This is a genomic window from Streptomyces sp. NPDC096040, assembly GCF_040303265.1.
Lineage (GTDB): Bacteria > Actinomycetota > Actinomycetes > Streptomycetales > Streptomycetaceae > Streptomyces.
In genome coordinates this window covers 56,357-82,995 of sequence record NZ_JBEOTA010000015.1, presented here as the reverse complement: position 1 = coordinate 82,995, position 26,639 = coordinate 56,357, and the positions used below count along the sequence as shown (strand labels likewise).

Here is a 26,639-nt window from a genome sequence, read left to right as displayed (position 1 = left end):
TTCGCCGTCACTTCGTCGTGCGACCTCCCTCTCATCCGGCGTCATGAGCGCAATCGGTGCCTTTAGACTCCCTCGCGTGACACGTCGCGGGCCGGTTGGCAAGATGGCCCGAGCGGTCGGCAAGGTGCGGTAACAGGGAGGAAGCGTCTCGTGAGCAGCAGGCCATCCCGAGGCGCTGCTCGCCTCGCAGCCATACTGGATGCGCTGCCGGATGCGTTGGTACTGGTCAACGCCAACGGAACCGTCGTCAACGCGAACACCATCGCCCTGGAGGCGTTCGAGGCGCCGGGCACCGCGCTGGTCGGGCGCGGGCTGCTCGATCTGCTGCCGCAGTTCGACTCGAGGCTCATCCCCGGATCCATGCGGCGGCCCGATCACATGGACCCGCGCGGGCGGACCAAACCGACCCGGATGATCGCGCGGCGGACCGACGGCTCGGAGTTCCCGGTCGAGGTCACCAGCGCCAACCTGGAGAACGGTCAGCAGGCGTACGACGGTTACGGCTACGGCGCCGACGAGCTGCTGATGCTCGTCGTGCGCGACCTGACCGGGACCGTGGACACCGAGGCCGAGCTGGCCCGCTCGCAGCGGCAGACCGAGATGATCCTGCGGGCCGCGAGCGAGGGTGTCGTAGGGACGGACACCGACGGGCGGATCGTGCTCGTGAATCCGGCCGCCGCTCAGATACTGGGATATCGGGCCGGTGAGCTGGGCGGCAAGGAGCTGCACAATCTGGTGCTGCACTCGCGTGCGGACGGCTCGCCCTTCCCGTACGCCGAGTCGCCGCTCGCCGACACCCTGCGCTCCGGGCGCAAGCACCGGGTGCGTGGACAGGTGCTGTGGGCCAAGGGCGACAAGAAGGTGCCGGTCGATCTGACGACCGCGCCGGTGCGCGACGGCGACCAGCTCGTCGGCGCCGTGATGACCTTCACCGACCGGCGGCCGTACGACGCCCTCGCCGAGGCGAAGGACGCCCAGGAGAAGGCGCACGCCGAAGAGCTGGAGAGGCTCTCCGAGGAGCACGCCTCCGACCTGACCGCACTGCGCCAGAAGCACGTCACCGAGGTCGAGGAGCTGCGCGAGCGGCACGCCGAGGAGCTGGCGTCCGGCGAGGAGCGGTACGCGGCCCTCGGTGAGCGCGAGAAGGACCGGTACGAGGCCCTCTCCGGGCGGCACGAGCAGCTGCTGACCCTGCTCGCGCAGTCGCTGCGCGGCCCGCTCGACGAGCTGCGCCGGGAACTGGCCGCGCTCGCCGCCGACGACGCCGGGCAGCTGTGGCCCGAGGCCAACCAGGTCCTCCATCACCTTTCGGCCGGTTACTCGCGTATCACCCAGCTCATCGACAACGTGCTCGGCTATCAGGCGCTGGACGCCGGGACCGAGGACGTCAACCGCACGAAAGTGATGCTGGACGCGGTCGTCGCGGCCGGTGTGGACGGGGCGGTGGAGCTGATCGGGCCCGGGCGGGTCCAGTTCGCCGTGCACGCGCCGCCCATCGAGGCCGAGGTGGATCCGCAGCGGCTCGCCGTCGCGCTCGCACATCTCGTCGCGGACGTGGCGGGTGTCGACGCGACCGGCAACGCGCCCGTCTCCGCCGGCGGCTACATGGACAACACGGTGGTGGTCGCGGCGGCACAGCGCGGTGAGGTCGTCCGTATCGAGGTGCGGGGGCCGTACCCCGGGGGCGACCCGGTGCACGAGCCGATCGTGCGCGGGATCGTACGCGCGCACGGCGGTGTACTGCAGACGCACGAGGTGCCGGGCATGAGCGGCAGCGCGTTCGTCCTGGAGGTGCCGATCGGGGGCGGCGCCGGGGCCGTACCCCCTCCGCCCGGTACGGCGGTGGCTACGATCCCTGCCGCCGACGACACCGGTGCCGGCGGACGGCGGCGGGCCCGGCGGTCCTCCGTGGACGCCTTCCTGGAGAGCGACTTGTCCGGCGGCGACGCCGGCGAGGGCGAGGTGCCGGGCGCGGCGCCGACCGGGCGGCGACGTCGGCGTGCCGCCGATGTGGCAGCCCAGGAGGGCGGCCCCGCCGCGATCGAGAGCGCCGAGAACGCGGAGTCGGGGTCAGGGTCGGGGTCCGGCGGTACCGGGCGGCGGCGCGGACGTCCGGCCGACGCGGACGCAGACCCGGGCGTCGCAGGTGTCGCCGGTGTCTCCGAGGGTGCCGTGGTGACGGCCGCCGAGCAGGGTGCCGGTACGGCCGCCTCGGGTACGGGGCTCGGTGGCACCGTTCCGCCGCAGGGCGTGCCCGCGCCGGCGGCGGGGCGACGGGCCCGGCGCGAGCCCGACGAGCGGCAGGCGCTGCCGGCGGCGTTGCCCGCGGTCGCTGCGCCTCAGGACGACGAAGGGCAGCCGAGCGGGCGTCGGCGCCGTGCGCTGGCCGCGGCTGCCGAGCGGGCGGAGCGGGCCGAGCAGCAGCAGGCGGGACCCCGCCCGGTGTTCGCGCTGCCGCCCGCCGAGGCCGACCGCACCCCCGAGCCGGCCGCGGCGGCGGGCTCGATGGCGGGTGAGGAGGGCCGGCACGACGCCGTGGCCCACGATCAGGCCGAGGACCACACCCCGCCGCAGCCGCACCCCACCGACGCGCCGACGGGCCGCCGTCGACGGGCCATGGGGCAGCCCGCGGAGGGCGCCCCGGCCGGGTCGCAAATGGTACCGACGGTGCCCGCGCAAGCGTCCGCCCCCGGTCAGCCGGTTCCGCCTGGTCAGCCGGTTCCGCCCGGTCAGCCTGGTCAGCCCGGCCAGCCCGGCCAGCCCGGCCAGGGCATCCCGGCGCAGGCCGGGCCCGCAGGCCCGGCCGCCGGACCGCAGCCCGTACAGGCGGGCCAGCCCGGCCGGCCCGGGCAGCCGGTTTCGCAGGCACTGCCGGGCGTGGCCGCCGTACCGGCTCGGGCGCAGGCACAGCCGCAGGGCCCCGCTCCGGTGGCCCCGGGCCAGCCGGTCCCGCCCCGGGCCGCCCCCGCCGCCCAATCCACCCCGGCCCCCGCCCAGCCGCTCCCGCTCCCGGCGGAGGCCGCTCCCGTGGCTCCCGTACCGCAGCAGTGGCCGGGCGGCGCCGACGAAGCGCCCCCGCCCGCCCCTCAACCCACGCGTGCCGCGCAGCCGTTGCCCGCAGAGGCGGCGGCGACGCCCGCGCCGGCCGACCCGGACTCCACACAGGGCAAGGCGTTCAGCGTGCGGACGCTGGGACAGGGGGTGCCGTTCTCGCGGCAGGCCGCTCAGGTGCAGCAGCCGACGGCGACCCCGCCCCCGCACCAGCCGGGCGGCAACGGACGGCGCCGCAAGCTGGGCACGCGCAACGAGCAGCAGCAGCCCGAGCAGGCGGCCCGGCCGCATCCGTCGGCCGAGCAGCCGGTGCCCCAGCCGTCGCCGGCCGGGCAGTCCCGGCTCACGGGCGCCACCGAGGGCGCCGGACGGTCGTACGCGATAGGCGCACCGGACGTGAACGCCGCCGAGGGCCCGGAGCCGCTGGACGGTCCGGGCGGGGCGGTCGAGGTCGCGGATCCGCCGCGCCCCCAGCCGATGGACGACGAGCTGCCCCCGGAGCCGCTGGACAACCCGCGCCGGCTGCTGGTGTGGCCCGCGCCGGACGTCACCACCCAGCAGGCGCTGAGCGACCGCGGCTACCGGCCGGTGATCGTGCACTCCCGTGAGGAGGTCGACGCGCAGATCGCCGCGTTCCCGGCGGCGCTGTTCGTGGACCCACTGACCGGGCCGATCACCCGGACCGCGCTGCAGTCGCTGCGGCAGGCGGCGGTGGCGGCCGAGGTGCCGGTGATGGTCACGGCCGGACTGGGGCAGGCGACGCGCGAGGCGGCGTACGGCGCCGATCCCGCCGTACTCCTGAAGGCGCTCGCGCCCCGGGACAGCGAGCAGCATCCGCCGCGGGTGCTGCTCATCGAGGAGCACGCGGAGATCGCCCTCGCCCTGACCGCGACGCTGGAGCGGCGCGGGATGCAGGTCGCGCGGGCGGCGAGCGACGCGGACGCGGTGACGCTGGCCGGGCAGTTGCGGCCGAACCTGGTGGTGATGGACCTGATGCAGGTCCACCGCCGCCAGGCCGGCATCATCGACTGGCTCCGCGCGAACGGGCAGCTCAACCGGACGCCGTTGGTCGTCTACACGGCAGCCGTCGACCAGGCCGATCTGCCTCGGCTGGCGTCCGGTGAGACGGTGCTGTTCCTCGCGGAGCGGTCGACGAGTACCGAGGTGCAGAGCCGGATCGTGGACTTGCTGGCACGGATCGGTACGAACTGAGGAAGCGCCATCGGGGAACTGACGTCAGCCGACTTGCGGTTGGACGTGGCTGGTCGCGCTCGCGCGGCGGTAGCCGCATTTCGAACACGATCCCGTGCCCCTGAAGGGGCGCTTCACAGGCTGGTGACGTCCAGCTGACCGTCGGCGTACTTCCGCCTGAGCACCTTCTTGTCGAACTTGCCCACGCTCGTCTTCGGCACCGACTCCACCACCGTCCAGCGCTCCGGCAGCTGCCACTTCGCGATGCGGCCCTCCTCCGCGAGGAACGTGCGCAGCGTCTCGAAGGTCGCGCTGGAGCCCTCCCGCAGCACCACGGTCGCCAGCGGACGCTCGCCCCACTTGTCGTCGGGTACGGCGACCACCGCGGCCTCGGCGACGTCCGGGTGGGACATCAGCGCGTTCTCCAGCTCGACCGAGGAGATCCACTCGCCGCCGGACTTGATGACGTCCTTCGCGCGGTCGGTGAGGGTGAGGAAGCCGTCGGGGGAGATGGTGCCGACGTCACCGGTCTTCAGCCAGCCGTCCTCGCTGAACTTGTCGGCGGGGCGCAGGGGGTCGGCGTCGGGGCCGTTGTAGTAGGCGCCGGCGATCCAGGGGCCGCGCACCTCCAGCTCGCCGGCCGACTCGCCGTCCCAGGGGAGGCGTTCGCCGACGGGGCCGGTGAGCCGGGCCTCGACACCGGCCGGGAAACGGCCCTGGGTGAGGCGGTAGGCGAACTCCTCCTCCGTGCCGACCACGTGGGCCGGCGGCCGCGAGACCGTGCCGAGCGGAGAGGTCTCCGTCATGCCCCAGGCGTGGCAGACCCGCATGCCCAGCTTGTCGAAGGCGGCCATGAGGGAGGGCGGGCAGGCCGAGCCGCCGATGGTGACCTGGGTGAGCGAGGCGACGTCCCGGGGGTTGGCGGTGAGTTCGCCGAGCAGGCCCTGCCAGATGGTGGGAACCGCGGCCGCGTGCGTGGGCCGCTCGCTCTCGATCATCGCGGCGAGCGGGGCGGGCTGGAGGAAGCGGTCTGGCATCAGCAGGTTGACGCCGGTCATGAAGGTGGCGTGCGGCAGGCCCCAGGCGTTGACATGGAACTGCGGTACGACGACCAGGGAGGTGTCCTGGTCGGTCAGGCCCATCGACTGGGCCATGTTGACCTGCATGGAGTGCAGATAGATCGAACGGTGGCTGTACACCACGCCCTTGGGGTCGCCGGTGGTGCCGGAGGTGTAGCACATGGCGGCGGCCTGGCGTTCGTCGAGCTCCGGCCAGTCGTACGCCGTCGGCTTGCCGGCGATCAGGTCCTCGTACTCGTGTACGGCCACGGTCGCGCCGTCCAGCAGGGAACGGTCGCCAGGGCCGGAGACCACGACATGCCGCAACGGCTTCAGGTGCGGCAGCAGCGGGGCGAGCAGCGGCAGCAGCGAGCCGTTGACGATCACGACCCGGTCGGCCGCGTGGTTCACGATCCAGGCGAGCTGTTCGGCGGGCAGCCGCAGGTTGAGCGTGTGCAGGACCGCACCCATGGAGGGAATCGCGAAGTATGCCTCGGTGTGTTCCGCGTTGTTCCACATGAGAGTGGCCACACGGTCGTCGTCCTGGACACCCAGGTCGTCGCGCAGGGCGTGGGCCAGCTGGGCGGCGCGGGTGCCGACCTCGGCGAAGCTGCGGCGGTGCGGCTCGGCCTCGCCCGTCCAGGTGGTCACCTGTGACTCGCCGTGAACCCTCGACCCATGCGTCAGGATCGTGGAAATCAGCAGCGGTACGTCCTGCATGGTGCTCAGCACGGCGTCCTCCCGGGGGCGACATTGCCCTACTCGGCGGTAAAGGTAAAAGGGGCTGCGCTGATTCTGCGCACATACCATGCGGTATGTCACTAGGGGAGAGCAGACCAACACCGTCCGGCGGCGGTCCGGCCGCTGCGGTCCGGTCTATCGGGCGACGTCCAGCTCGGGGTCCTCACGCAGCTTGCCGAGCGCACGCGACACCGCGGACTTCACCGTGCCCACCGACACCCCGAGCACCTCGGCCGTCTGCACCTCGCTGAGGTCCTCGTAGTACCGCAGCACGACCATCGCCCGCTGCCGTGCGGGCAGCTTCATGATCGCGCGCCACATCGCGTCGTGCAGCGCCTGCCGCTCGGCCGGGTCGTCCCCGCCGCCCGCCGGCTCCGGCTCGGGCAGTTCGTCGCAGACGAACTCGTCGACCCGGCGCTTGCGCCACTGCGAGGTCCGGGTGTTCAGCAGCGCCCGGCGCACATAGCCGTCGAGCGCCCGGTGGTCCTCGATCCGCTCCCAGGCCACGTACGTTTTGGCGAGCGCGGTCTGGAGGAGGTCCTCGGCGTCACTGGGGTTCGCGGTCAACGACCGGGCGGTGCGCAGCAGGACCGGCTGGCGGGCCCTGACGTACGACGCGAAGGACGGGTAGGGGAGCGGGTAGGCGCGGGTCTGCCTCGCCGAGACAGCGGCGTCCGAAGCGCTGGTGCAGACGGGTGTGGTCATGGCTCCACGCTATGAGCGAGCGGTGTTGCGGCGGATCGGCCGCAGGTCCCGAAGGAGAGTCCGCCTCAGGTTGTAGGGGTGGGGTTGGCTACACCTCCTGAAGGTGGAGGACGGGGGCGGTACTCCTGCGGGTTCACCCCTGAGGGGGCGGTACGGCGCAGGCGGCGGGCCGCTCCCCGGCCGGCTTCCGGTTCACACGTCCGAGGTCAGGACCAGCCCTGACGTCGGTACCCCGGTACCGGCCGTCACCAGGACCCGGTCCGCGCCAGGTATCTGGTTCGCGCCCGTGCCGCGCAGCTGGCGCACCCCTTCCGCCATCCCGTTCATCCCATGGAGGTACGCCTCCCCGAGCTGTCCCCCGTGCGTGTTCAGCGGGAGCCGCTCCTCGGCCACGAAGTCCGCCGCCTCCCCGCGTCCGCAGAACCCGAACTCCTCGAGCTGCATCAGCACGAACGGCGTGAAGTGGTCGTACAGGATCCCCACGTCGATGTCGGCCGGGGCGAGCCCGGAGGAGCGCCACAGCTGGCGGGCCACCACACCCACCTCCGGCAGCCCGGTCAGGTCGTCCCGGTAGAAGCTGGTCATCTGCTCCTGGGCCCGGCCGGCGCCCTGCGCGGCCGCCGCGATCACGGCCGGCCGATGCGGCAGATCACGCGCCCGCTCCACCGACGTGACGACGAGGGCCTGTCCGCCGTCCGTCTCCTGGCAGCAGTCCAGCAGACGGAGCGGCTCGACGATCCAGCGGGAGGCTGAGTGGTCGGCGAGGGTGATGGGACGGCCGTGGAAGTAGGCGGCCGGGTTGGTCGCCGCGTATCTGCGGTCCACCACCGCCACATGCCCGAACACCTCCGGGGTCAGCCCGTAGGTGTGCAGATAGCGCTGTGCCGCCATCGCCACCCAGGAGGCGGGGGTGAGCAACCCGAACGGCAGCGCCCAGCCGAGCGCCGCGCCCTCCGCCGACGGCTCCCGGTGCTGCACGCCCGAGCCGAAGCGGCGGCCGGATCTCTCGTTGAACGCCCGGTAGCAGACCACCACCTCGGCCACCCCGGTCGCGACCGCCAGCGCCCCCTGCTGGACCGTCGCACAGGCCGCGCCGCCGCCGTAGTGAACGCGGGAGAAGAAGGACAACTCGCCGATCCCGCAGGCCTGGGCCACGGTGATCTCCGGGCTGGTGTCCATCGTGAACGTCACCATCCCGTCCACGTCCGCCGGAGTCAGCCCCGCGTCGTCCAGCGCGGCCCGCACCGCCTCCGCCGCCAGCCGCAGCTCACTGCGCCCCGAGTCCTTGGAGAACTCGGTGGCCCCGATCCCCACGATCGCCGCCCGCCCGCCGAGCGAGTCCCGGCCCCGCACGCTCATGAGTCCACCTCGCCGGTGACCGTGGCCGTGGCCGTGGCCGCGGTGAGGGTGACGGTCACCGTGCCGGTCACATGGTTGCCGATGCCGTTGGCGCCGACCACCCGGACCGTCGCCATCCCTGTCACCTCGTCCAGCTCCTCGATCCGGCCGGTCAACACCATCGTGTCGCCCGGGTAGTTGGGCGCACCCAGCCGGATGGCGACCTTGCGGATCTCGGCCGCCGAGCCGAAGTGATCGGTGATGTACCGGCCGACCAGGCCGTTGGTGGTCAGGATGTTCATGAAGATGTCCGGAGAGCCCTTCCGGCGGGCCAGTTCGGCGTCGTGGTGCACGTCCTGGTAGTCACGGGACGCGATCGCGCCGGCCACGATCAGCGTCCGCGTGATCGGGATCTCCAGCGGCGGCAGCCGGGTGCCCACGCCCGGCCGTGTCGTCTCAGTCCCCACTCGCGATCAACTCCCCCAGTTCCTGCAGCACTTCGCTCCCACTGCCCAGATATGCGTCCAGCTGGCGCCCCCACAGGAAGTGCCGGTGCACCGGATGGTCGACGTCGGCGCCCGCGCCGCCATGCAGATGCTGGCCCGTGTGCACGACCCGCTGCCCCGCCTCGGACGCCCACCAGGCGGCGGTCAACGCATGCGTGACGTACGGCAGCCCCGCGTCCCGCCGCCAGGCCGCCTCGTACGCCGTCACCCGTATCGCCTCGGTGTCCATATGCGCGTCGGCGGCCCGGAGTTGGACGGCCTGCCGGGTGGCGAGCGGGCGCCCGAACTGCTCGCGGGTGTTGGTGTGCGCGACGGCCCGGGCGAGGGAGCCCGCGCAGACACCGGCCTGGAGTCCGGCGAAGGCGGTGCGGGCGGTGGCCAGGACGTCGGCGTAGGGGCCGGGGCCCCCGGGGTCAGGGTCGGTGCCGAGGGGCTCGGCGGGGGCGTCGTGGAACGTGAGGCGCCCCGCCGACCAAGGTGCGGTGAGCTCGGCCTCCTCGATGCCGGTGCCCTCCCCGAGCGGCACCAGCCAGAGCCGCCGGCCGGCGTCCGCGACCAGGACATGCGTGGCGTCGCGCAGCCACGGGACGACGGGGGCGGTGCCGGTCAGCCCGCCGCGCGCGGAGGGTCGTACCCCCTGCTGGGCAGGAAACGCCCCGGCGACGACCACCGATCCGTCCCCGATCCCCGGCAGCAGCCGCTGTCGCTGTTCGGTCGTGCCGTGGGCGGCGATCGCCAGCTGCCCGTACACACAGCTCGCCGCGTACGGCACCTGGGCCGTGGTGCGCCCCTGTTCCTCAAGGAGCAGCACCAGCCCCAGCAGGCCCAGTTCCTCCACGGCGGACACCAGCCCGGCCGCGGTGAGGGCCTTCCACAACTCCGGGTCGCTGCCGGTGCCGGCGGCCCGCAGCCGCTCATGGGTGGCGAGGTCGGCGAAGATCCTGGCGGCCAGGTCACGGGCCTCGGCCTGCGCCTCGGTGGGCGTGAAGTCCATGTCAGGCCTCCCCACCGGGAGCACCGGAAGCACCGAGAGCGGCGGGATCGTCGACGACGTCGAGAACGTCGACGACCCGGAAGACGGGCAGGATCAGCGCCCCCTCCTCGTCCTCGTACCGGCGGAACTCCACCCGCACCGGCAGACCGATCCGCACCTTGTCGTACGGCACGCCCACCACGTTGCTCACCATCCGCACGCCCTCGGTGAGTTCGATCAGGCCGACCGCGTACGGAGGGGCGAAGGCCGGGAAGGGCGGGTGGTGCATCACGACGTACGAATAGACCGTGCCCTCGCCGGCCGACTCGACCGTGTCCCAGTCGAGGCAGCCGCAGGCGTTGCAGCCCGGCAGCCAGGGGTGGCGCAGGGTGCCGCAGTCGGCGCAGCGCTGGATGAGGAGGCGGCCCTCGGCCACGCCCTCCCAGAAGCCGGCGTTGTCCCGGTTGACCACCGGGCGGGGGCGCCGGGCCTTCCCGGCGGGCGGGCGGCCGCTCGGCGCGTACTTGAGGATGCGGAAGCGGTGGGTGCCGGCCAGGTCGTCCCCGACGCGGACGTCCGTGCGGGTCGTGACGAAGTACCCCGTGCCCAGCTTGGTCCGTTTCCGCTCCGACACCGACTCGATCACCGTGTCGAAGACCACCTCGTCACCCGGCCGCAGCGGCTTCACGTACTCCTGCTCGCAGTCGGTGGCGACCACCGAGGTGCAGCCCGCGTCGTCGAGCAGGGTCATCAGCTCGTCGTACGCGCCGGTGCGCCCTGCGTGTCCCGACAGGCCGCCCATCGTCCAGGCCTGGAGCATGGTGGGCGGGGCGATCGCGTCCGGTCCCTCGTACACCGGGTTCGTGTCGCCCATCGCCTCGCACCAGTGCCGGATCATGGGGAGGTTGACCGGGTCCCGGCCCACGCCCGAGACCGCGGCCGGCTGTCCCTCGTACACCTTGAGCCGCACCCCCAGATCGTCCGTGGGAGGGCGCGCCCCCTGCTGTTCAGTCCCCCCGGCCACGGCCACCCCTCCTCATCCCGAGCCGCATCGTCGCGACGATCTCCCGCTGCACCTCGCTCACCCCGCCCCCGAACGTGTTGATCTGCGCCGCCCTGTTGAGCCGCTCCAGCTCGCCGTCCTCGAACGCCCCCGGCGATCCGGACCGGACCAATGCCGCCTCGCCGACTATCTCCTGACACATGCGATACGTCGCGACTGCCGATTCCGTTCCCGCGAACTTCACGCCACTCGCCTCCGCGGGGGCCACCCGACCGGCTCCCGTATCACCCGCCAAACGCCAGCTGAGCAGGCGGTTTGCCGCCAGCCGGGCATGCGCTTCGGCCAGCCGAAAACGCACCCAGGACTCGTCAACACGGCGGCGGCCCGTCACCGGATCGGGGGTGCGGGCGGCGGTGAGCGCGGACTGGTAGAAGTCCTCGGCCTGCATGGCGGTCGCGGCGAGGGCGACCCGCTCGTGGTTGAGCTGGTTGGTGATGAGCGACCAGCCGTCGTGTTCGGCGCCGACCAGGTTCCCGGCGGGGACCCGGACACCGTCGTAGTAGGTCGCCGTCGTGATCTGGCCGCCCACCGTCTCGATCGGGGTCCAGGAGAACCCGGGTGCGTCGGTGGGGACCAGGAGGATCGAGATGCCCCGGTGCTCGGGCGCCTCGGGGTCGGTACGGCAGGCCAGCCAGATCCAGTCGGCGTGCTGGGCGCCCGAGGTGAAGATCTTCTGCCCGTCGATCCGCCAGCCGTCGCCGTCCCGCACCGCCCGGGTCCGCAGTGCGGCGAGGTCGGTGCCGGCGGAGGGTTCGCTGTAGCCGATCGCGAAGACCAGGTCGCCGCTGAGGATGCCGGGCAGGAAGCGGGCCTTCTGTTCGTCGCTGCCGTACTTCATGAGCGTGGGCCCGACCGTGTTGAGCGTGACCATCGAGACGGGGGCGCCGGCCCGGTACGCCTCGTCGAAGAACACGAACTGCTCGTCGGCCCCCCGCCCTTGGCCGCCGTACTCGACGGGCCAGCCGAGGCCGAGCAGACCGTCCGCGCCGATGCGGCGCAGCAGGGCACGGCGTTCCTCGGGCGTCTCGGGGGCGGAGGACGGGATCAAGGACCGGAAGTAGGCACGGAGTTCGGCGCGCAGCCGCTGCTGGCGTTCGGTGGGGGCCAGATGCATGGTTTCTGACTGTCCGTCAGATACGGCTCACTGTCAAGGTCGAACAGGCGGCGCGGAGAGCCGGAAGAAGGAAGGCCGGAGGAAGGAGAGCTGCCGAGAAGCGGTGGACCGCAAGACGGTGAACCAGAGAACCGGAGAACCGGAACCGGAGAACTGCCGGGAAGCAGCGCGCAGGAAAAACGCCTGCGCGGCGGTACCGGAGTACCGCCGCGCAGGCGCGCTTCATCCCCACAGAGCACACCCCACCAGGTCTCAGGCGGGGCTTACCACAGCTCGGTGAAGTGGACGGCGACGTTGCGGTTGCCCTGCTGGATGGCCGTCCACGCGGAGCCCTTGACCTGCGCGGTGTTGCTCTGGTTCGAGGCGCCGTTGCCCACCGCGTTCTGCTGCGTGGTGGAGGAGTTGCCGTTGTTGTCGTGGCCGACACCGCTGCCGATGATGCCTGCCACACCGGCGTTGGCGCTCGATCCGTTGTCCGCGATCGCACCGTTGCCCGCGGCGGCGACACCGACGAAGAGAGCGGCGGCGAGCGGGAGGGCGGAGACGGCGGCGAGGACGCGGGCGGTACGGATGCTTGCCATGTTGTTTCCTCTCAGAGCCCGGCTAAGCCGGAAGTACGTCAAGTAAGGCTGTTTCCAAGGCAGTTGGCCGACCGCCTCGGTGGTTGTCATCGACGTCGCGAGATCAGAATTGCCCACCGAATCCCCGGCGAACCAGACCGGAAGGCCTCATTCGCCCTCAAGCGTGATGACAAGTCGATAAACCCCTTTCGGCATCTTTGGTCGACTCCAGCCCCAGTCATGACCACTCCGGACATCCCCTCTTCAAGCACCCCAAGGGGAGAACCGATCCAGCACCTTTTCCGGCCAAGCCGCCACCCCCGGCGTGTCACACCGGCCCCCTCTTCCCTTTTTCGAACGTACGTACGAACATGGATCCATGGCCACCACCGACCGGCAGGCCACGACGCTGGCCCTCGCACACGCCCTGTCAGCCGCCGAGCGCGGCCTGGCCGTCATCCCCCTGTCCCGAACCAAGCTCCCGGCCCTGCGCTCCCCGCACCGATCCCCCAACCCCGACGAGCCGGAACCGGCGCTACCGCCCTGCCACGGTGAGTGCGGCCGCCCCGGCCACGGGGTGTACGACGCCACCACCGACCCGGCCCGCATCCGCGAGCTGTTCGCCGCGGCGCCCTGGGCGACCGGCTACGGCATCGCCTGCGGACTGCCCCCCTACCGCCTCATCGGCGTCGACCTCGACGTGAAGTCCGGTACGGACTCCACCGCCGCACTGCGCGAACTGGCGCTGCGGCACCTGTTCACCATCCCGCCCACGGTCGTCGTGCTCACGCCGAGCGGCGGCCGCCACCTCTGGCTGACCGGACCGCCGGACGCCGTGATCCCCAACTCCGCCGGCCGGCTCGCCCCCGGCATCGACATCCGGGGCGCGGGCGGCTACCTGGTCGGGCCCGGCTCCCGCACCGACCACGGCGTCTACGCCACCGCCCCCGGCACCGAACACCTGGTCCCGGCCCCCTGCCCGCCGTCCCTCCTCCGTCTCCTGCTCCCACCCCCGCGAGCGCCCCACCCCTCGACCCATCCCTCGGTCGGCAACCGCGGCCAGGGCCTGGTCCAGTTCGTCCTCGCCGCCCACGAGGGCCAGCGCAACACCCGCCTGTTCTGGGCAGCCTGCCGCGCCTACGAGAACGGCATCGGCCGTGCCCTGCGGGCCCCGCTGATCGACGCGGCGGTCCACACAGGCCTGACGGAACGTGAGGCCCGCGCGACGATCGCGTCAGCGGCCCGCATGACCGGCCGCCGCCCCTGAAAACCGAACACGGACAGAGCCCGCCCCTCTAAGAGGACAGCGAAAGCCGCGCGACGCCGCCGTTGTCCGGACAGCAGGTGCGGTCCCGGAGCCGTGTCCCGATCACGTCCTAACCGGCTTCCGGGGCGGTGTACGAGAAGTCGTAGACCGCCCAGTCCGTGACCCGGACGTATCCGAGGCGTTGGTAGAGGGCGTTGCTGGTGGGGTTGGCCGCGTTCGTGTAGAGCACGACCTCTCGGGCGCCCGCGGCGCGCGCTGCCCGGCTCACCTCGGCGGTCACGGCGCCCGCGTAGCCGCGACCGCGCAGGTGGGCCGGGGTGTAGACGGGGTCCACCCGGACCATGCCGGCGACCATCGGGTTCACGCCCGCCATGGAGACGGGTGTGCCGTCCGGGGTCTCCCACAGGGTGTAGCGCTTCTCGGCGAAGCGGGTGCCGGCCCAGGAGTCGGCGTCGACGGTGACGTCCTCCCCGACGTCCACGGCGAACTCGCGGCACCAGCGCATGAGGTGCTCATGGTCCCGCTCGCCCATGAGCCGGCCCTGCCCCGAGGGGAACGGCTCCGGCGGGGTGAGCGTGCCGAGCCGGTACAGGTGCATCCGAACCCGGAGTGTCGGCGTCGCACCGGTGTGCCGCTGCCAGGCCTCGGCGAACGCGGTGGCGGTGTCGTGGTCCGCGCTGACGGAGGGCAGGGAGTGCCCGAGGGCGACCAGGTGGGCGGCGAGGGTGTCGGCCTGCTCGGGCGTGAGAGAGGAGACCGTCAGGCCGCCGGGCGGAAAGCGGTAGAACAGGGCACCGACCTCACCCGCCCGCTCCAGCCGGCCGAGCACGGGGACCCGGCCGCCGAACCCGGCCGTCCCGAGGGCGCGCAGTTTCTCCATCACCGACAACGGCGAGGTGTGCAGGACGGGACGCGAACGCAAGAAGTCCCCGGCCCGGGCAAGGAACTCGTCGACGTCTTCGGTCAAGTACCAGTCAGCTGAGCGCATGCCCGAAGCCTTCCCAAGCCGAAGACCCCCGTCCAGCCCCCCCATGCGTAAGGGGTTCGGGGCATGCCAGACCTCCGCAGGAGCCCCGAGCAGCATCAGAAGTGGGATCTCAGATTCCGTGGCCAACTCTCACGACCGGCGGCCACCCGGTGGGCAATCGGCCACGAACCTGAGACGGGGCTGGTCAGCCTGCTCACTCTTTCGAACGCGTCAGACCCAGACGTCACCCTCAGTGTCCGCTGCCGCGACGGTGCGGTTCTGGGAGATCGAACATGGTCGGCGGTTCCATCGGCTTGATCGCCGATACCCACCTCAGGGCACTGAGCCGGACCGAAGTCATGGACAGGGGCGACGTATTGATGTCCGGCCTCACACGGGGATCGGACAGCGTGTGTTACGGGTACAGCAGGAGCTTGCCGCTGGTCGTCCGGGACTCGATGTCGCGGTGGGCCTGGGCGGCGTCCTTGAGCGGGTAGCGACCCCCGATGTCGGGGACCAGGACGCCCTGCCGCACCAGGTCGAAGACGTCTGAAACCGCAGGCCGCGGCAGCGCCGTAGGACACGACCGAGGAGATCCCACATCAGCCACAGCCGCTGGTCTCCGGGCCCCAGTGCTCCGGCCCCACTCCACGCCACTCGATCCACGGTGACTCCGCCACCTCCGTCGAGTCGATCTCCAGCCCAGCTCGGCGGAGGAACTCGGCGACGTCGGCCACATTGTGGGCCAGGCCGAGGATCTCGCCATCGACGCGTACGCGCCGGCCACCCGACGGCGACGGCGGGTGGACGATCACGCGAATCGGGCCGGACATGCCTTCAGGATCATCCGGGACATGCGGCCCCGCATTCCAGCCCGTCATCGGCGAAGCCGCCCACTCACGTCTACGTCTGACCGTCCGAGGTCCCGGAGTTCCCACCACGCCGCAGGACTTGGGCGCCGTTGCTGCCAGTGGGGATGGAAGAACAGCTGAACCGACAGCCGGTACAGACGCCGACGCAGCTCGGTACGGCCCGGCCGCTCGGCGAGCTGCCGGTAGGTGGCCCGCCACTCCTGCTGCGCCTGGGCTAGGTCGTCGGGAAACGGTCGCATGACCAAATTCAAGCATGTGTTCGATTTTTTAGGCCAGCGCGGACACCGGTTCGGCGACATGCCGGTAATCCAGCACTTCAGTTGCCCTTGAGTACCTCAGTTGGCCGCCCTGGTGCTCAGGGCCGTTGATCAACACCTGACGGCGCTCAGCCTCGTCGGATCGCCACAACCAGCGGAGGGCATCGGGGAGCAGGACGCCGCCGTGGTTGGAGCTGTTACCGCCGGTGCACTGGAACGAGCCCGAGGGGAACTTGCCGGCCCCCTTGTCGTCCTCCCAGAGGGAGGCCCGCACGCCGGGACAGGCGTCGTGAACCGCATGGCCGTCATCGGGATCACCGTCAGCCACGCCGTGGAGCAGCCCGAGCCCCGGCAGGCCAGCGAGATCCCCATCAACCGGTGGGCGACAGCCCCCTCAGGCCATCCCCAAGCCCCCAGGCCATGCCCCAGCCGTGCCCGACAGGGCGGGAAACCGGGGGGACGGCGGTGTCCGGCGGGCAGCGGGCACGGCAACGGCCCCCGACCGTCTTACCTGGTCAGGGGCCGCCAATGTCACGCGGTGGGTGTGGGATTTGAACCCACGGTGACATCACTGCCACGACGGTTTTCAAGACCGCCGGGCTGTCACCATCGAAACACCTTCTGACCTGCCCAACAGCACCATTCTTGAGCTCCTGCCCTGGCACTGGCCCACAGATGGCCCACAGAACATCGGATCAACGGTACAAACACTGGTGCGCCATGAGTTGCGTCTGGGCGGGGCACGATCTCGTTAGAATCGCCCCCAGTGTTCGATGTGGTGATGCTCGGGGGGCTACATGTTGTTTGCCGACAGTCCAGTCGCGTGGGTAGTCGGGGCTGTCGCGTCTGCTGTTTTGCTGCCAGTGATCGGAATCTTGTTCAAGCTCCAGGATCGCGCCTTCGAACGCCAACGCTCGGCTAGCGCCGTGCGCCTGCAGAGGCTGCTGACCGGTGAAGTCACCTTCAGCCGTCTCGACGGTGAACCCGGCAACATCGTGCCCGATACGGGTGTGTCAGACACCGGGGATGCCCGGTTGGCTGCCACTGACCGTAATGATCAGTTCGCGGCCGTTTTGATCGAGTACTACTCGTACGCGCTGACGCAGACCCGACGTAGTTTCTACTCCAGCCAGGTGATCTCTGCCGTCGGCGTAATGGTGATTCTATTCGGCGTCGTTCTGGCGATAGTGCGGGCGGAGACCACCGGAGAGATGTTTGCCTCGATCGTGACGAGCTGTGCCGGTATTGTCTCCACTGTCATCGGCCAGTTGGTGCATCGGCGAGCCGATATAGCTCTGAAGCATATGGCCGATCAGACCGATTCTCTTCGCGCCGACATGCGCGCCGAGCGGTCCGGCGATCAAGCGATCGCACTGCTTGCGGATGTGGCGGACCCTGAGGTAAGGACACGACTGCAGGCCGGTCTAATCATGAAATTGTCGGGGGCGACGCTGCCGGAGATCGGCACGCCCTCACCCGAGGGCGCCCGACCAGCACCGGAAGAGGTCACGGAGCGCTGAAAGCCTGCCGCCCCAACCTCCCCTATCATCAGCCCTTGCCGGGCCTCATCTGCTCCGGCGTCGCCACGCAGCGGAAGCCTGTGTCGTCGTCATGCATCGTGTCGTCGGCGTCGTTGGGAATGGCCGGCACTCCCCGGAACAGAGGACTCGTGAAGGCGCTCCCCCGAAGTTCGTACCGCCCGGGCTCGGTCAGCGTGGCAAGCCATTCCCACACGTTGCCCACCATGTCGTAGACCCCGTACGGCGAGACACCGCTGTGATACCGCGATACGGAGGTCGTACGCTCCACTCCGGTCTCTCTGACGTTGCACTTCGCGGCAGTCTTCTGGTCGCCCCATGGGAACGTGCGGCCGGAGGTTCCGCGCGCCGCCTTCTCCCACTGCTCTGCTGTGGGCAGTGACTTCCCCGCCCACGTCGCGTAGGCATTCGCGTCTCGCCACGTCACGTGGACAACGGGGTGGTCGTACAGCTCGCGCGGACAACGACCGTTCTCCCAGTGCTCGGGCACCGGGTGTCGAGTGGCCGCACAGAACCGCGCGTAGTCGGCGTTCGTGGTCGGGAAGGTGTCGATGTGGAATTCATCCACCCACACCGGTTCGTCGTCCTCTCCAGATAAGAAGATGCCTTCGGGCACGCGCGCCATGAGCTTTCCGTCTCCGGGATGCTTCACGTACTCGCCACTGCTCGTCTGGTCTTCATCGGGCTCGATGACCGCTTGGGTCGGTATATCATCCGCCGCGAGGATGCCGACGAAGCGGCCCTGGGCATCCTGGTCGGCCTTGGCGAGCAGGGTGTCCAAAGCCGCCTGGTTCACCATGCGCAGGGTGGCTCGCTCGCCGTCCGCTTCCCACCGCGACACGATGCGGTCGGACACCCCGAGTTTCTCGGCAAACTCCATGAGGCTCATCCGTACGGCTTCACGCAGCGCCTTGACTTCGCGGCCGGTCCATTTCGTAACGAGTGGCATGGGCTACCTCTGTCGTGAATCGCCGCCCCAAGGGGCAGTGGATCGCGCTTACAGTCGGTCGCCGGGAATTCCGGTGTAGCCGACGCGCAGCGCTTCGAGCACCGGGTGATCCTGTGGGAACTGCACGTCGTCAATCGCGCTGACGGAGCGCACGCCGATCGTGGTGTTCGTGGCAAAAGCGGCGGCCATGTTGGGAAGGTCGGCAAGCTGCACCGGTGCTGTGACCTGCTTGGGAGCGTCCAAGCTCTGGAGTAGGAGCATCGTCGTACCGGGGAGGACGGGGGCGTCGGGCCAAATGACAGTCCCGTCCTGGTCGACGAAGCCCAGGTTCCACGTGCCGCCCTCAGAGACGCGGCCGTCCGGTTCGATGAACACCGCATCGTCGAAACCGGCGAGCTGTGCCTCGCGCCGAATCCGGAGCTGCGAGTGAAGACCGATGTGCTTCACCGCCGCACTGTCCCGGGTGAAGGTGAAGGACTTGGCGGTGAGCGGGGGCGGGGGCATGGCGCCCGCCGGCCGCAGGTTCACGAGAATGTGCGGGTCTTTGGCGTCGCTGGGACGCCCCATGTCGATGCCAGGGTCGAAGACTGTGACTCGGAGACCGGCAATCCCGGTGACGCCTTCCGCTGCCTTACGGATGTAGCTCAGCGTCCGTTCGCGGTCCAACTCCACCCCGAAGACGATGCGGCAGTCCCGTACCAAGCGATCGAGGTGAAGCGACAGACCACGAATCGTGCCGTCCTCCATGCGCATGGAGGTGAAGTGGCCGTAGTTCGTGAGGGCAAGGCTCTGGAGTTCGTCCAGGGTGACGGATTTCCCGTTCAGTTCTGCCATGGGACCAGTCTTACAGCCCCTGACGGTCCACCAACACCCGGCTAAGCAGCCAAAGTTCGGATTAGTTCGGTGCGGGGGCGGCGAGAGTACGTACTCACGGAGCGCTCGCCGGGACACGCTATGAGCATGATGGCGGACACACCCCGAGAGACGCTAAGCGCCAGGCTCCTCCTTGACAGGACCCACGACCGCTTCAAGCTGTTTGACGCGCTCAGCAAGACCGGCCAGTTCGGTCGAGACGCGCGCGACCTCGGCTTGCAGCTCGGTCAGGCGCTGTGCGGCCTCACGGGGCGCCTGCTCGCCGGGGGCGGGCTCGCGGACGTAGGTGCCGCTCCCCGTGCGGCCTTCGACCAACCCTTCTTCCTGGAGTTGCGCGTAGGCGTTCTGCACGGTCATCAGGGAGACGCCAAGTTTCTTGGCGTAGATGCGGCCACCAGGAAGACGGTCACCAGGGCCGAACGTCCCGTCGGCGATCTCGTCTCTGAGCCTGGCGGCGATTTCGCGGGCGTTGGGCTTCCGCTTCGGCTGTGAGTCCACTCGGGAAGCGTACTTGACCTAGGTCGCTTGAACCCAGATCGCGTAAGCCCTTGACGACCCACAAGCGACCTAGGTAGCTTTCTCATCGATGGCGAGCGACCTAGGTCGCTTAGCCTCGAAGCTCCTTGACCTGCACTAAAGCGCTTGGCGAGTCCCGTGAGGACGGGAGCCCCGACCCGGGCTACCGCGCTCGCCGAGGAGCGACTGTGGCGCCCCTGGCGTCTTGAGAACTCAACAGCGTGCGGACCCAGCCACCTGAACACGGGTGGTCGATGGGTCCTGAGGAAATCCCGCCTCGCCTCTACAAGGGGGCGGGCGCGTACGGGTTCTGTCCCGTGCGCGGTACAGCGCAATCAACCCTTTCGCAGCTCAAAGGCTGCGGCCGGTTGCCTCTCCTCGCCCGTCCGGCCCGCACCTGATGCGTCGGCTGTACGGGCGGGGCGGGGGGAGCCGGATGACCCGGCACCAAGCGGTCCCCCGGGGTGCCACCCGAGGGACCGGTACAGGCACCTGAGTGGAGGCACCTGTGATCACCAGTCTGACAGACGCGGAGCGGGACGAACTGTCCCGTAAGAACGCCGCCGCGAACAAGCAGAGCCAGGACAACGCCCGCGCCCGGGGCGACCGTTGATAGCCGACTCCGAGCACGAGAAGACGAAGCCGCCGCTTCCCATTCGTCCCCCTCGCCCGCACCCCTACCCGGCCGCATGCACCACGTACGCGGGGGCGTGCTGATGGCGACCGATCCGGCGGCCTGGCACATGGAGGCCCGCGCAGACGCGTGGGCCGCTGACCTCGGCCGACAGGACCCTGCTCCGGTCGCGGCGGAGTTGGCCTGGCAGCAGCAGGAGATCCGCACCGCCTACGAGGACGCGGCTCACCTGACCGAGCAGCCCCGGTAACACCCACCACCTCCTCTACAGCCCCGGCAACTACGCCGTGAAGGGCGCCGGATCGGATCCGGCCCGGGGCACTGTGGCCCGCCGCGCTCGCGGTGGTGACCGCCTGCGCCGGGCCGCCTGTTCTGCGGTCCCTGGCCTCTTCCTTCCCTTCGAGCTGGGAGCTCCCATGCGTTCTTTCGTGTCTGGCCACCGGGCCGACAGTCCACAGGATTTCCTCGAACTCGCCCTCGGTACGCCCGTCGAACTCTGGCTCGGAGTGGAGGGTGAGAGCGAGGTGGAGCGTGCGGCGCGTCTGGACGCGGCCCGCGACATCCTGACCGACCCCGAGTTCGCGAGCGGGCCGGACGACCTGATCCGGCTGGCCGCGCAGGTCGTCGACGACCACCCGGAGCTTTTCAACGTGGTCCCGCTGCCCCGCCCCGCCCGCCGCCGTCCGGTACGCCGGGGGGCCGCGGCATGAGTCAGAACCTGACGCTGGATGGCCTGGCCGTGCCGCTGCGGGTGCTGCGCCTGCTCGCCGCAGACTTCGGGCACCTGCCCGCGCCGGACGTCGACGTGTCGACCGTGTTCCCGGACCGGTTGCGGCTGAGGTTCCACGAGGACCTGGCCGACTTCGAGACCTGGCGGGACGCGCTGGGCATCGCCCCGGACGACGTCGCCTACCGCGAGCAGGGCGGGGGCCGCACTCGGGTGCTGGAAGCGTCCATCGACTACGAGGGCGCCGTGCTGGAGCTGACCGGCTACGGCGACTTACCCTCCCCCGCCCCGGTCGGGACCGCGGCCTGATGGCCGCGTGGGGCAAGTGCTTCGACCCCAACGGCGCCCGGCACGGCATCCCCACCTACCCCTGGCGCTACGCCCCGGACGGACTGGCGACCAGACGGCAGTTACGGGCCCGCGGGCTGCGCCCGGGTGGTCAGCCGGTGGCCGGGCAGATCCTGCGCCCGCGCTACCGGCGCGGGCCGCTGGTCGCCTACCTGTACCGGCTCGACAAGGCCCTGCCGGTCCGGCCGATGACGCCGGCCAGGCGCCGCGCGCTGGAGTGCGCGATGCGCGCCCGCCGGACCTGCCCGAAGTGCCGCACCGACGCCGGATACGTCATCCCCGCCTCCCTGGGGGTCTGCGTCCCCTGCGCCTACCCCGACGACCAGTAGAAACGGAGTGAAGAACATGAAAGCCAAGCACGTACTACGGCGCGCGGCTCACTGGAGCCTGCCGGTCGCACTGACCGGCATGTCCCTCGGATGGACCGTCTACGCCGTGGGAGAGATCCTCTCCCGCCAGGCCCCTGCGGCGCTCGCCATGACGGTGGCCGGCATCTACGACGCGGTATGGCTGTACGCCCTGGCCATGGAGACCGCGCACCGCCGCCAGGGCTCCAAGGGAACCCTGCCCGCGGTTCTCGGCTGGGTGTTCCTGGTGACCTCGGTCGGCGTGCTGTTCACGCACGGCCTGATGTACGCCACCCCGGCCGTCGCCGTCATCGGCGCGGTCGTCCCGGCCGCCGCCAAGGCCACGCTCATCATGGCCGTGGAACGGGAGGCCACCCGGATCTCTGCCGGAGCGCAGCAGCAGATCGACGCGGTCCGCAGCGCCACCCGGGACCAGGTCGCCATCGGCCGCGCAGTCACCCGCGCCAAGGCAGACCGGCACACCACCGCGGCCGTGCTGGAGCGCGAGGAGCGCAAGGCCCGCGGCAAGGCACAGAAGGTCCGCCACGAAGCAGCCCAGGAACTCGCCAAGCTCACCTCCGAACACCCCGTCGACGACGACGTGCCCGAGGTCCCGGCGCTGTTCTCGGACGACGACCTGGCGCAGGTGCTGGGCCGGTGGACACAGGAGGGTGTGTCCCCCGTGTCCCCGCAGGTCGCCCCCGTGTCCCCGACGCCGCAACTCCCCGCCCCGCACGGTGCGGGACACACCCCTCTCGACTGGGCGGCGCTGGCCGGGGTGGCGGCCGTGGCGGGGGTCGAGACTCCGGAGCCGGGCGGGCCGCTGACCGAGGAACAGCTCACGGTCGTCCTGCGGTGGCTGCGCCACTCGGAGAACCCCCCGCTGTCCTACCGCAAGGCCCTGGCCGCCTACCGCGCAGCAGGTTTCTCCGCGAAGGAGGAGCGGGTGCGCAAGGCGTACGCCGCGCTGATCGACGCGGAGGACGCACAGCCGTAACCGAGCGTCCGGCACACACCAATGACGGCCAGCCCAGGACTAGTGGGCTGGCCGCCGTTGCGACTGCCGGAAGCAGTCGAGCACCAGTGAAGCAGACCCGGTGAGCCCCGCGAGCGGCACCTTCGCAGACCCGGCGCAGACCCGGTGAGCCGGTCCGGCTACCACCCGATTCGAGCAAGGAGCGGCACGTGAAGTGCGAATTCTGCAACGAGGACGGGCCGGACGTGAGCGTCCGGCAGGACCCGTTCGCCGCGGAAGTCAACGACGAGGACTAGCGCGTACCGATGTGTGACCCGTGCGAGCAGGACCGCGCGGACGACGTCTGACCAGCACCTACTTACACGCACAGGCCCGGACGCCAAGCCGTCCAAAGCACGCGTCCGGGCCTGTGCCCTACTCCCCAAAAGGAGTGCTCACAGCATGACGGAACTCAGCACTGAGCCGGTAGCCGTCGAGGCTGCCCCGACCGTACCGCCCCCGCCGCCCGAAAGCCCGCCGGCCGCGGCGAAGGATGGGAAGGAGGTGGAGCACACGCCCGGTGGGTGGCCAGTCGTCCCGCTCGCCCTGTCTGGGGCGAACAGCACGGCGGGTGCGATCGCCGCCGCTTCCCTGGTCGGCGGGCCGATCGCTGCGGTGGTCGCCGCGACCGGGATGGTGGTACTCGGCACGTTCGCCGCCACCCGCTCCCGCACTCCCAACGCTCGCCGGGAGGCTCGCCGTGCCGCGGCGCGCGCTGCCGGCCGTTCCGCTGCCCGCAGCGCCGGTCTGCGGAGCAGTAAAGCGGGCACTCGCGGGAGCTCCGGGAGCCGTTCGGGCGGTTCGCGTGCCGGTCGCTCCGGTGACCGGTCGGGCCGGGTGCCCGGCCAGCACCGCCGTAACACCGCTACTTCCGCCCGCCATGGCAGCACCGGTCACAGCTCGCCCACGCAGGCGGGCCGCGGTGTGGGCAGGGCCGGGCAGGTCAAGGCGCTGCGTGCCGCGCAGCGCGCTGCGGCAGGCTCGCGTGCCGGGCAGCGAGCTCAGACCACCAACGCGCGGCGCGCGGTCGCCGATGCCCGCCGCAACGCCAAAGCCCAGGCCGGCCACAGCAAGTTGGGCAAGCGCGCCGGTCTGACCGGCCGCCTGCTGGGTGGCGCCGCCCGCAAGGCCCGCGCCGCTCGGGATGGGGCGATCGCCAAGCAGCGCGCCAAGCGCGACACGAAGAACGGGCGCGCCGTTGCCGCGCAGCGTGCGCAGGTCCGTAAGGCTCCGGCCCGTAAGGCGGCACGCAAGGCGTTGCGGAAGTCCGCGGCCCGTTTCCACGGCCGGCGTCTGCTCGCCGCCCTGCTCGCGCTGCCGGTCGGGCTGCTGGGCTGCGTGTCCACGTGGATCGGCCGCAAGCTCAACATCCCTGCCCTCATGCACCCGGGCCGCCGCCTGTACCGGCGCATGGTGCAAACAGCTGGCGAACAGCGCGCTGAGCGCGACGAGACCACCCGCAAGACCCTGTACGAGCAGGAGGCCGCCGCCGACGCGGAGGCCGAACAAGACGGCACGGACGGCTTGGGCCAGCAGGTCGAGCGCCCGGCCGTCGACGTTCCCACCTGCACGATCCCCGAGGTGAGTGAAGGAGAGCACGTGTCCGGATTCCGGTTCGAAGAGGCCGCTGAGGAGATGGAGCAGGCGGCCAACTCCTACGAGCCCGAGAACGCCATGGAGATCCTCGCCATGGTCGAGGGACTGCCCGCCGCCCTGACGTCGGTGGCGAACGTGATGAAGATCCTCGCGGAGCGCTCCGACAACGAGTTCCCGCTGGAGAAGGAGGTCGCGGACGGCTTCAACGACATCTTCGGCGCCCTGATGAGCGCCGTCGCGGTCGCCGAAGACATGGGCCCGCTGTTCCGGCAGGCGCATGAGCAGGACATCGCCCGTCACGAGGACCCCCGCAACGGCCACGACGCCGAGAAGGGCTGGAACGTCTGAGATGAGCACCACCGCCACCGCCAAGAAACAGCAGAGCAGTGGCCCGGTGCTGGACTGGACCGCCGGTCACGGACCCGTGACCGGCGCCCTGTCCGCGACCACCGGAGCCTTCGCCATCGCCACCACCGGCGCCGCCACCGCCATGCCGCCCGGATGGGCCCTGGCCGTGGGCGCCGCGGGCGCCCTGGGACACACCGTGGCTGGGCTGCGCGTGCGCAACGCCGGCCGCACCCTGGCCACCCGAGCGGCCTCCTGGCTCATCGGCGCCGGTTGGACCACATGGGCCATGACCCACGGGCCGCTGACGTGGGCCGCGCTCGGCTCGCTGGCCACCATTGGCGTCGGCATCGGCGCCGCCACCCGCTCCACCAACCTCTACGAAGAGGCGAGGGAAGAGGAGGCCATTGCCGCGGAACAGCGTCAGATCGCCGCGGAGTTGTCCGCGGAGCGCCGGGCGATTGCCGCGGAGTGGGTGGAGCGCATCCAGCGGATCTGCAACATCACCGTGCGCGTGCTCGCCGTGGAGATGTGGCCGACCGGGACCGGCTATTCGCTGGATCTGGAGCCGCAGGGCGGGATCACCTACGACCGCATCGCGCAGTACTCCGTGGCGCTGTCCGCGGATGCCAAGCTGCCGCACGGCTGCACCGCCGCGGCCACTCCCGGTATCCACCAGGGCCGCACCATCCTGGACGTGACCACGGTCAACGTCCTCAAGGAGGACTGCCCCTACCCCGACGACTACGGGCGCCTGTCGATCCTGACCGGCCTGCCGTGGGGGGTGCGTACCAACGGGGAGGTCGTCTGCGCCTACCTGCGCGAGCAGTGCGCGCTGGTGGTCGGGCCGACCGGTTCGGGCAAGACGAACATGGTCCACGACATCCTGGCCAGCTTCGCCCGCGCCGATGACGTCCTCACGTGGGTGATCGACCTCAACGCCGGATCTGCCGGTCTGCCGTGGGTGCTGCCTGCGCTCAACGGGGAGATCGAGACCGCGGACGGCAAGCCGGTCCGCCCCGGCGTCGACTGGCTGGCTGCCTCCCACGAGGAAGCCATGCTGATGCTCGATGCGGCGCTCGCCATCGGGCTGCACCGCAAGAGGGCGTATCAGGACCTGCTCGCCAAGGCGAACACCGACCTGCTGCCCATCAGCGCGAAGATTCCCCAGATCATGCTGGTCATCGATGAGGGCGCGGAGATCCTGGTCAGCACCGACCGGCAGATGAAGCAGCTCGCGAAGAAGATCCTGGAAGTCATCCGGATGCTGCGCGCCATGGGCGTGCGCACCGTGCTCACCGCGCTCGGGGCGACCGGCAGCGTGCTGGGCAACCTGATGATCCGCCGCGAGGGCAAGGTGCGTGTCGCCCTGACCGGTGGCGAGACCGAGGGCATGGACCTGAGCAAGATGTTCCCCGGCCGCCGCGGCCTGCGCGTCGAGCAGGCTCCCTACAAGGGCGCCGGGTTCATGGGCACCCCGGAGTCCCCGGCCGCGCTGTTCAAGGCGTGGCGCATCCTGCCGAACCAGATCCGCGAGATCATCGCCGCCACCTCCGACCGGCACCCGCGCCTGGACGACGTCTCCGCCAAGGCCGCAGGCGCCGCCTATGCCCGGCGCTGGGATGCCGAGCGCACCGCGTGGATGCGGGATCTCCCGGACGTGGACGACGGCTCCACCCCCGATGGGCCCGGACAGGGCCTGAACCTGTCCGCACTGCGCGAGCAGGAGCAGGGCCCGGCATCGCCGGAGGACGAGATGCTGCGTCGCTTCCGTGCGGAGATCGACGCACAGTTCGCCACCGCCCCCGACCCGCACACCCCGCAGCAGGATGACGGGCCGGACCTGCCGGCCGGGCTGAACCTGTCCGCGCTGCGGGGCGAGCAGGGGCCGGGATGGCTGCCCACTGCGCTGGAGGCGATCAAAGCCACCGGGGCGGAGGGCATGAAGCCGTCCGCGGTCGCGGAGATGGTCGGCAAGGACCGCAAGACCGTGCGGGCCGCCCTGCAAGCCGCAGTCGAACGCGGCCAGTTGGCCTACCGCGACAACGGCCCGCACTCGGTCTACGTCCACCCCGATCACGCCTGAGC

General features: G+C 70.9%; 25 protein-coding genes, 1 tRNA gene and 1 pseudogene. 11 read left to right on the top strand and 16 right to left on the bottom strand.

Going from position 1 to position 26,639, the window contains the following annotated elements:
• Positions 1-150: 150 nt before the first annotated feature.
• On the top strand, positions 151-4,263 hold the full coding sequence (locus ABTY98_RS21705; protein WP_352222561.1) for a hybrid sensor histidine kinase/response regulator: 4,113 nt from the start codon (positions 151-153) through the stop codon (positions 4,261-4,263).
• A 113-nt stretch (positions 4,264-4,376) separates the two neighbouring features.
• On the opposite strand, the gene ABTY98_RS21700 is transcribed toward ABTY98_RS21705, so the two are convergent.
• The 8 genes from ABTY98_RS21700 to ABTY98_RS21665 all read right to left on the bottom strand — a co-directional run bounded on the left by ABTY98_RS21700 (position 4,377) and on the right by ABTY98_RS21665 (position 12,321).
• Positions 4,377-6,020 carry a long-chain fatty acid--CoA ligase gene (locus tag ABTY98_RS21700; RefSeq protein WP_352222709.1) on the bottom strand — a complete coding sequence of 548 codons (1,644 nt, stop codon included), beginning with the start codon at positions 6,018-6,020 and terminating at the stop codon, positions 4,377-4,379.
• Positions 6,021-6,176: 156 nt separating this feature from the next.
• A complete protein-coding gene (locus tag ABTY98_RS21695) occupies positions 6,177-6,746 on the bottom strand; it encodes a SigE family RNA polymerase sigma factor (protein WP_352222560.1) in 570 nt (189 codons plus the stop codon).
• 192 nt (positions 6,747-6,938) lie between these two features.
• Positions 6,939-8,105 carry a lipid-transfer protein gene (locus ABTY98_RS21690; protein ID WP_352222559.1) on the bottom strand — a complete coding sequence of 389 codons (1,167 nt, stop codon included), beginning with the start codon at positions 8,103-8,105 and terminating at the stop codon, positions 6,939-6,941.
• Entirely contained in the window at positions 8,102-8,551 is a 450-nt protein-coding gene (locus ABTY98_RS21685) for a MaoC/PaaZ C-terminal domain-containing protein (RefSeq protein WP_352222557.1), read from the bottom strand. Before ABTY98_RS21685 ends, ABTY98_RS21690 begins: the two co-directional genes overlap by 4 nt.
• Positions 8,541-9,584, bottom strand: a complete 1,044-nt coding sequence (locus tag ABTY98_RS21680) for an acyl-CoA dehydrogenase family protein (protein ID WP_352222556.1) — start codon at positions 9,582-9,584, stop codon at positions 8,541-8,543. Before ABTY98_RS21680 ends, ABTY98_RS21685 begins: the two co-directional genes overlap by 11 nt.
• 1 nt (position 9,585) lies before the next feature.
• Positions 9,586-10,587 (bottom strand): bifunctional MaoC family dehydratase N-terminal/OB-fold nucleic acid binding domain-containing protein, encoded by a 1,002-nt coding sequence (locus ABTY98_RS21675; protein ID WP_352222555.1) that lies wholly within the window; start codon positions 10,585-10,587, stop codon positions 9,586-9,588.
• Complete coding sequence (locus ABTY98_RS21670) at positions 10,571-11,740, bottom strand: acyl-CoA dehydrogenase family protein (protein ID WP_352222554.1); 1,170 nt, start codon at positions 11,738-11,740, stop codon at positions 10,571-10,573. Before ABTY98_RS21670 ends, ABTY98_RS21675 begins: the two co-directional genes overlap by 17 nt.
• Positions 11,741-12,003: 263 nt before the next feature.
• The gene (locus ABTY98_RS21665) at positions 12,004-12,321 is read right to left on the bottom strand and encodes a hypothetical protein (RefSeq protein ID WP_352222553.1); all 318 of its coding nucleotides are present in this window, start codon (positions 12,319-12,321) and stop codon (positions 12,004-12,006) included.
• 358 nt (positions 12,322-12,679) lie between these two features.
• On the opposite strand from ABTY98_RS21665, the gene ABTY98_RS21660 reads away from it, so the two are divergent.
• On the top strand, positions 12,680-13,567 hold the full coding sequence (locus ABTY98_RS21660; RefSeq protein ID WP_352222552.1) for a bifunctional DNA primase/polymerase: 888 nt from the start codon (positions 12,680-12,682) through the stop codon (positions 13,565-13,567).
• 109 nt (positions 13,568-13,676) lie between these two features.
• Here ABTY98_RS21660 and ABTY98_RS21655 read toward each other — a convergent pair whose 3' ends face one another.
• The 4 genes from ABTY98_RS21655 to ABTY98_RS21640 all read right to left on the bottom strand — a co-directional run bounded on the left by ABTY98_RS21655 (position 13,677) and on the right by ABTY98_RS21640 (position 15,645).
• The gene (locus ABTY98_RS21655) at positions 13,677-14,555 is read right to left on the bottom strand and encodes a GNAT family N-acetyltransferase (RefSeq protein WP_352222551.1); all 879 of its coding nucleotides are present in this window, start codon (positions 14,553-14,555) and stop codon (positions 13,677-13,679) included.
• 394 nt (positions 14,556-14,949) lie between these two features.
• Entirely contained in the window at positions 14,950-15,135 is a 186-nt protein-coding gene (locus ABTY98_RS21650; RefSeq protein WP_502994301.1) for a zinc-binding dehydrogenase, read from the bottom strand.
• Between the two features lies 1 nt (position 15,136).
• A complete protein-coding gene (locus ABTY98_RS21645) occupies positions 15,137-15,367 on the bottom strand; it encodes a hypothetical protein (RefSeq protein ID WP_352222550.1) in 231 nt (76 codons plus the stop codon).
• A 44-nt stretch (positions 15,368-15,411) separates the two neighbouring features.
• Complete coding sequence (locus ABTY98_RS21640) at positions 15,412-15,645, bottom strand: DUF8825 domain-containing protein (RefSeq protein ID WP_352222549.1); 234 nt, start codon at positions 15,643-15,645, stop codon at positions 15,412-15,414.
• A gap of 253 nt (positions 15,646-15,898) precedes the next feature.
• On the opposite strand from ABTY98_RS21640, the pseudogene ABTY98_RS21635 reads away from it, so the two are divergent.
• Positions 15,899-16,024: pseudogene (locus ABTY98_RS21635) on the top strand (GntR family transcriptional regulator); the annotation flags it as partial.
• Between the two features lie 178 nt (positions 16,025-16,202).
• Here ABTY98_RS21635 and ABTY98_RS21630 read toward each other — a convergent pair.
• Positions 16,203-16,323: transfer RNA gene (locus ABTY98_RS21630), tRNA-Ser, on the bottom strand.
• A 215-nt stretch (positions 16,324-16,538) separates the two neighbouring features.
• On the opposite strand from ABTY98_RS21630, the gene ABTY98_RS21625 reads away from it, so the two are divergent.
• Entirely contained in the window at positions 16,539-17,183 is a 645-nt protein-coding gene (locus tag ABTY98_RS21625; RefSeq protein WP_352222548.1) for a TRADD-N-associated membrane domain-containing protein, read from the top strand.
• 28 nt (positions 17,184-17,211) lie between these two features.
• On the opposite strand, the gene ABTY98_RS21620 is transcribed toward ABTY98_RS21625, so the two are convergent.
• The 3 genes from ABTY98_RS21620 to ABTY98_RS21610 all read right to left on the bottom strand — a co-directional run bounded on the left by ABTY98_RS21620 (position 17,212) and on the right by ABTY98_RS21610 (position 19,521).
• A complete protein-coding gene (locus tag ABTY98_RS21620) occupies positions 17,212-18,150 on the bottom strand; it encodes an SUMF1/EgtB/PvdO family nonheme iron enzyme (RefSeq protein WP_352222547.1) in 939 nt (312 codons plus the stop codon).
• Positions 18,151-18,198: 48 nt separating this feature from the next.
• On the bottom strand, positions 18,199-18,984 hold the full coding sequence (locus ABTY98_RS21615) for an aminotransferase class IV family protein (protein WP_352222546.1): 786 nt from the start codon (positions 18,982-18,984) through the stop codon (positions 18,199-18,201).
• Between the two features lie 153 nt (positions 18,985-19,137).
• Positions 19,138-19,521, bottom strand: coding sequence for a GntR family transcriptional regulator (locus ABTY98_RS21610; RefSeq protein WP_352222545.1), 384 nt, complete (start codon positions 19,519-19,521; stop codon positions 19,138-19,140).
• A 707-nt stretch (positions 19,522-20,228) separates the two neighbouring features.
• Here ABTY98_RS21610 and ABTY98_RS21605 point away from each other — a divergent pair.
• From ABTY98_RS21605 to ABTY98_RS21575, 7 genes are all read left to right on the top strand, one after another.
• Positions 20,229-20,423 (top strand): hypothetical protein, encoded by a 195-nt coding sequence (locus ABTY98_RS21605; RefSeq protein ID WP_352222544.1) that lies wholly within the window; start codon positions 20,229-20,231, stop codon positions 20,421-20,423.
• A gap of 166 nt (positions 20,424-20,589) precedes the next feature.
• The gene (locus ABTY98_RS21600) at positions 20,590-20,883 is read left to right on the top strand and encodes a hypothetical protein (RefSeq protein ID WP_352222543.1); all 294 of its coding nucleotides are present in this window, start codon (positions 20,590-20,592) and stop codon (positions 20,881-20,883) included.
• A complete protein-coding gene (locus ABTY98_RS21595) occupies positions 20,880-21,209 on the top strand; it encodes a hypothetical protein (protein ID WP_352222542.1) in 330 nt (109 codons plus the stop codon). Before ABTY98_RS21600 ends, ABTY98_RS21595 begins: the two co-directional genes overlap by 4 nt.
• Positions 21,209-21,577, top strand: coding sequence for an RRQRL motif-containing zinc-binding protein (locus ABTY98_RS21590; RefSeq protein WP_352222541.1), 369 nt, complete (start codon positions 21,209-21,211; stop codon positions 21,575-21,577). Before ABTY98_RS21595 ends, ABTY98_RS21590 begins: the two co-directional genes overlap by 1 nt.
• 16 nt (positions 21,578-21,593) lie before the next feature.
• The gene (locus ABTY98_RS21585) at positions 21,594-22,592 is read left to right on the top strand and encodes a hypothetical protein (protein WP_352222540.1); all 999 of its coding nucleotides are present in this window, start codon (positions 21,594-21,596) and stop codon (positions 22,590-22,592) included.
• 942 nt (positions 22,593-23,534) lie between these two features.
• Positions 23,535-24,554: a hypothetical protein gene (locus tag ABTY98_RS21580; protein WP_352222539.1), complete on the top strand. Its 1,020-nt coding sequence runs from the start codon at positions 23,535-23,537 to the stop codon at positions 24,552-24,554.
• A 1-nt stretch (position 24,555) separates the two neighbouring features.
• Entirely contained in the window at positions 24,556-26,637 is a 2,082-nt protein-coding gene (locus ABTY98_RS21575) for a hypothetical protein (protein WP_352222538.1), read from the top strand.
• Positions 26,638-26,639 lie beyond the last annotated feature (2 nt).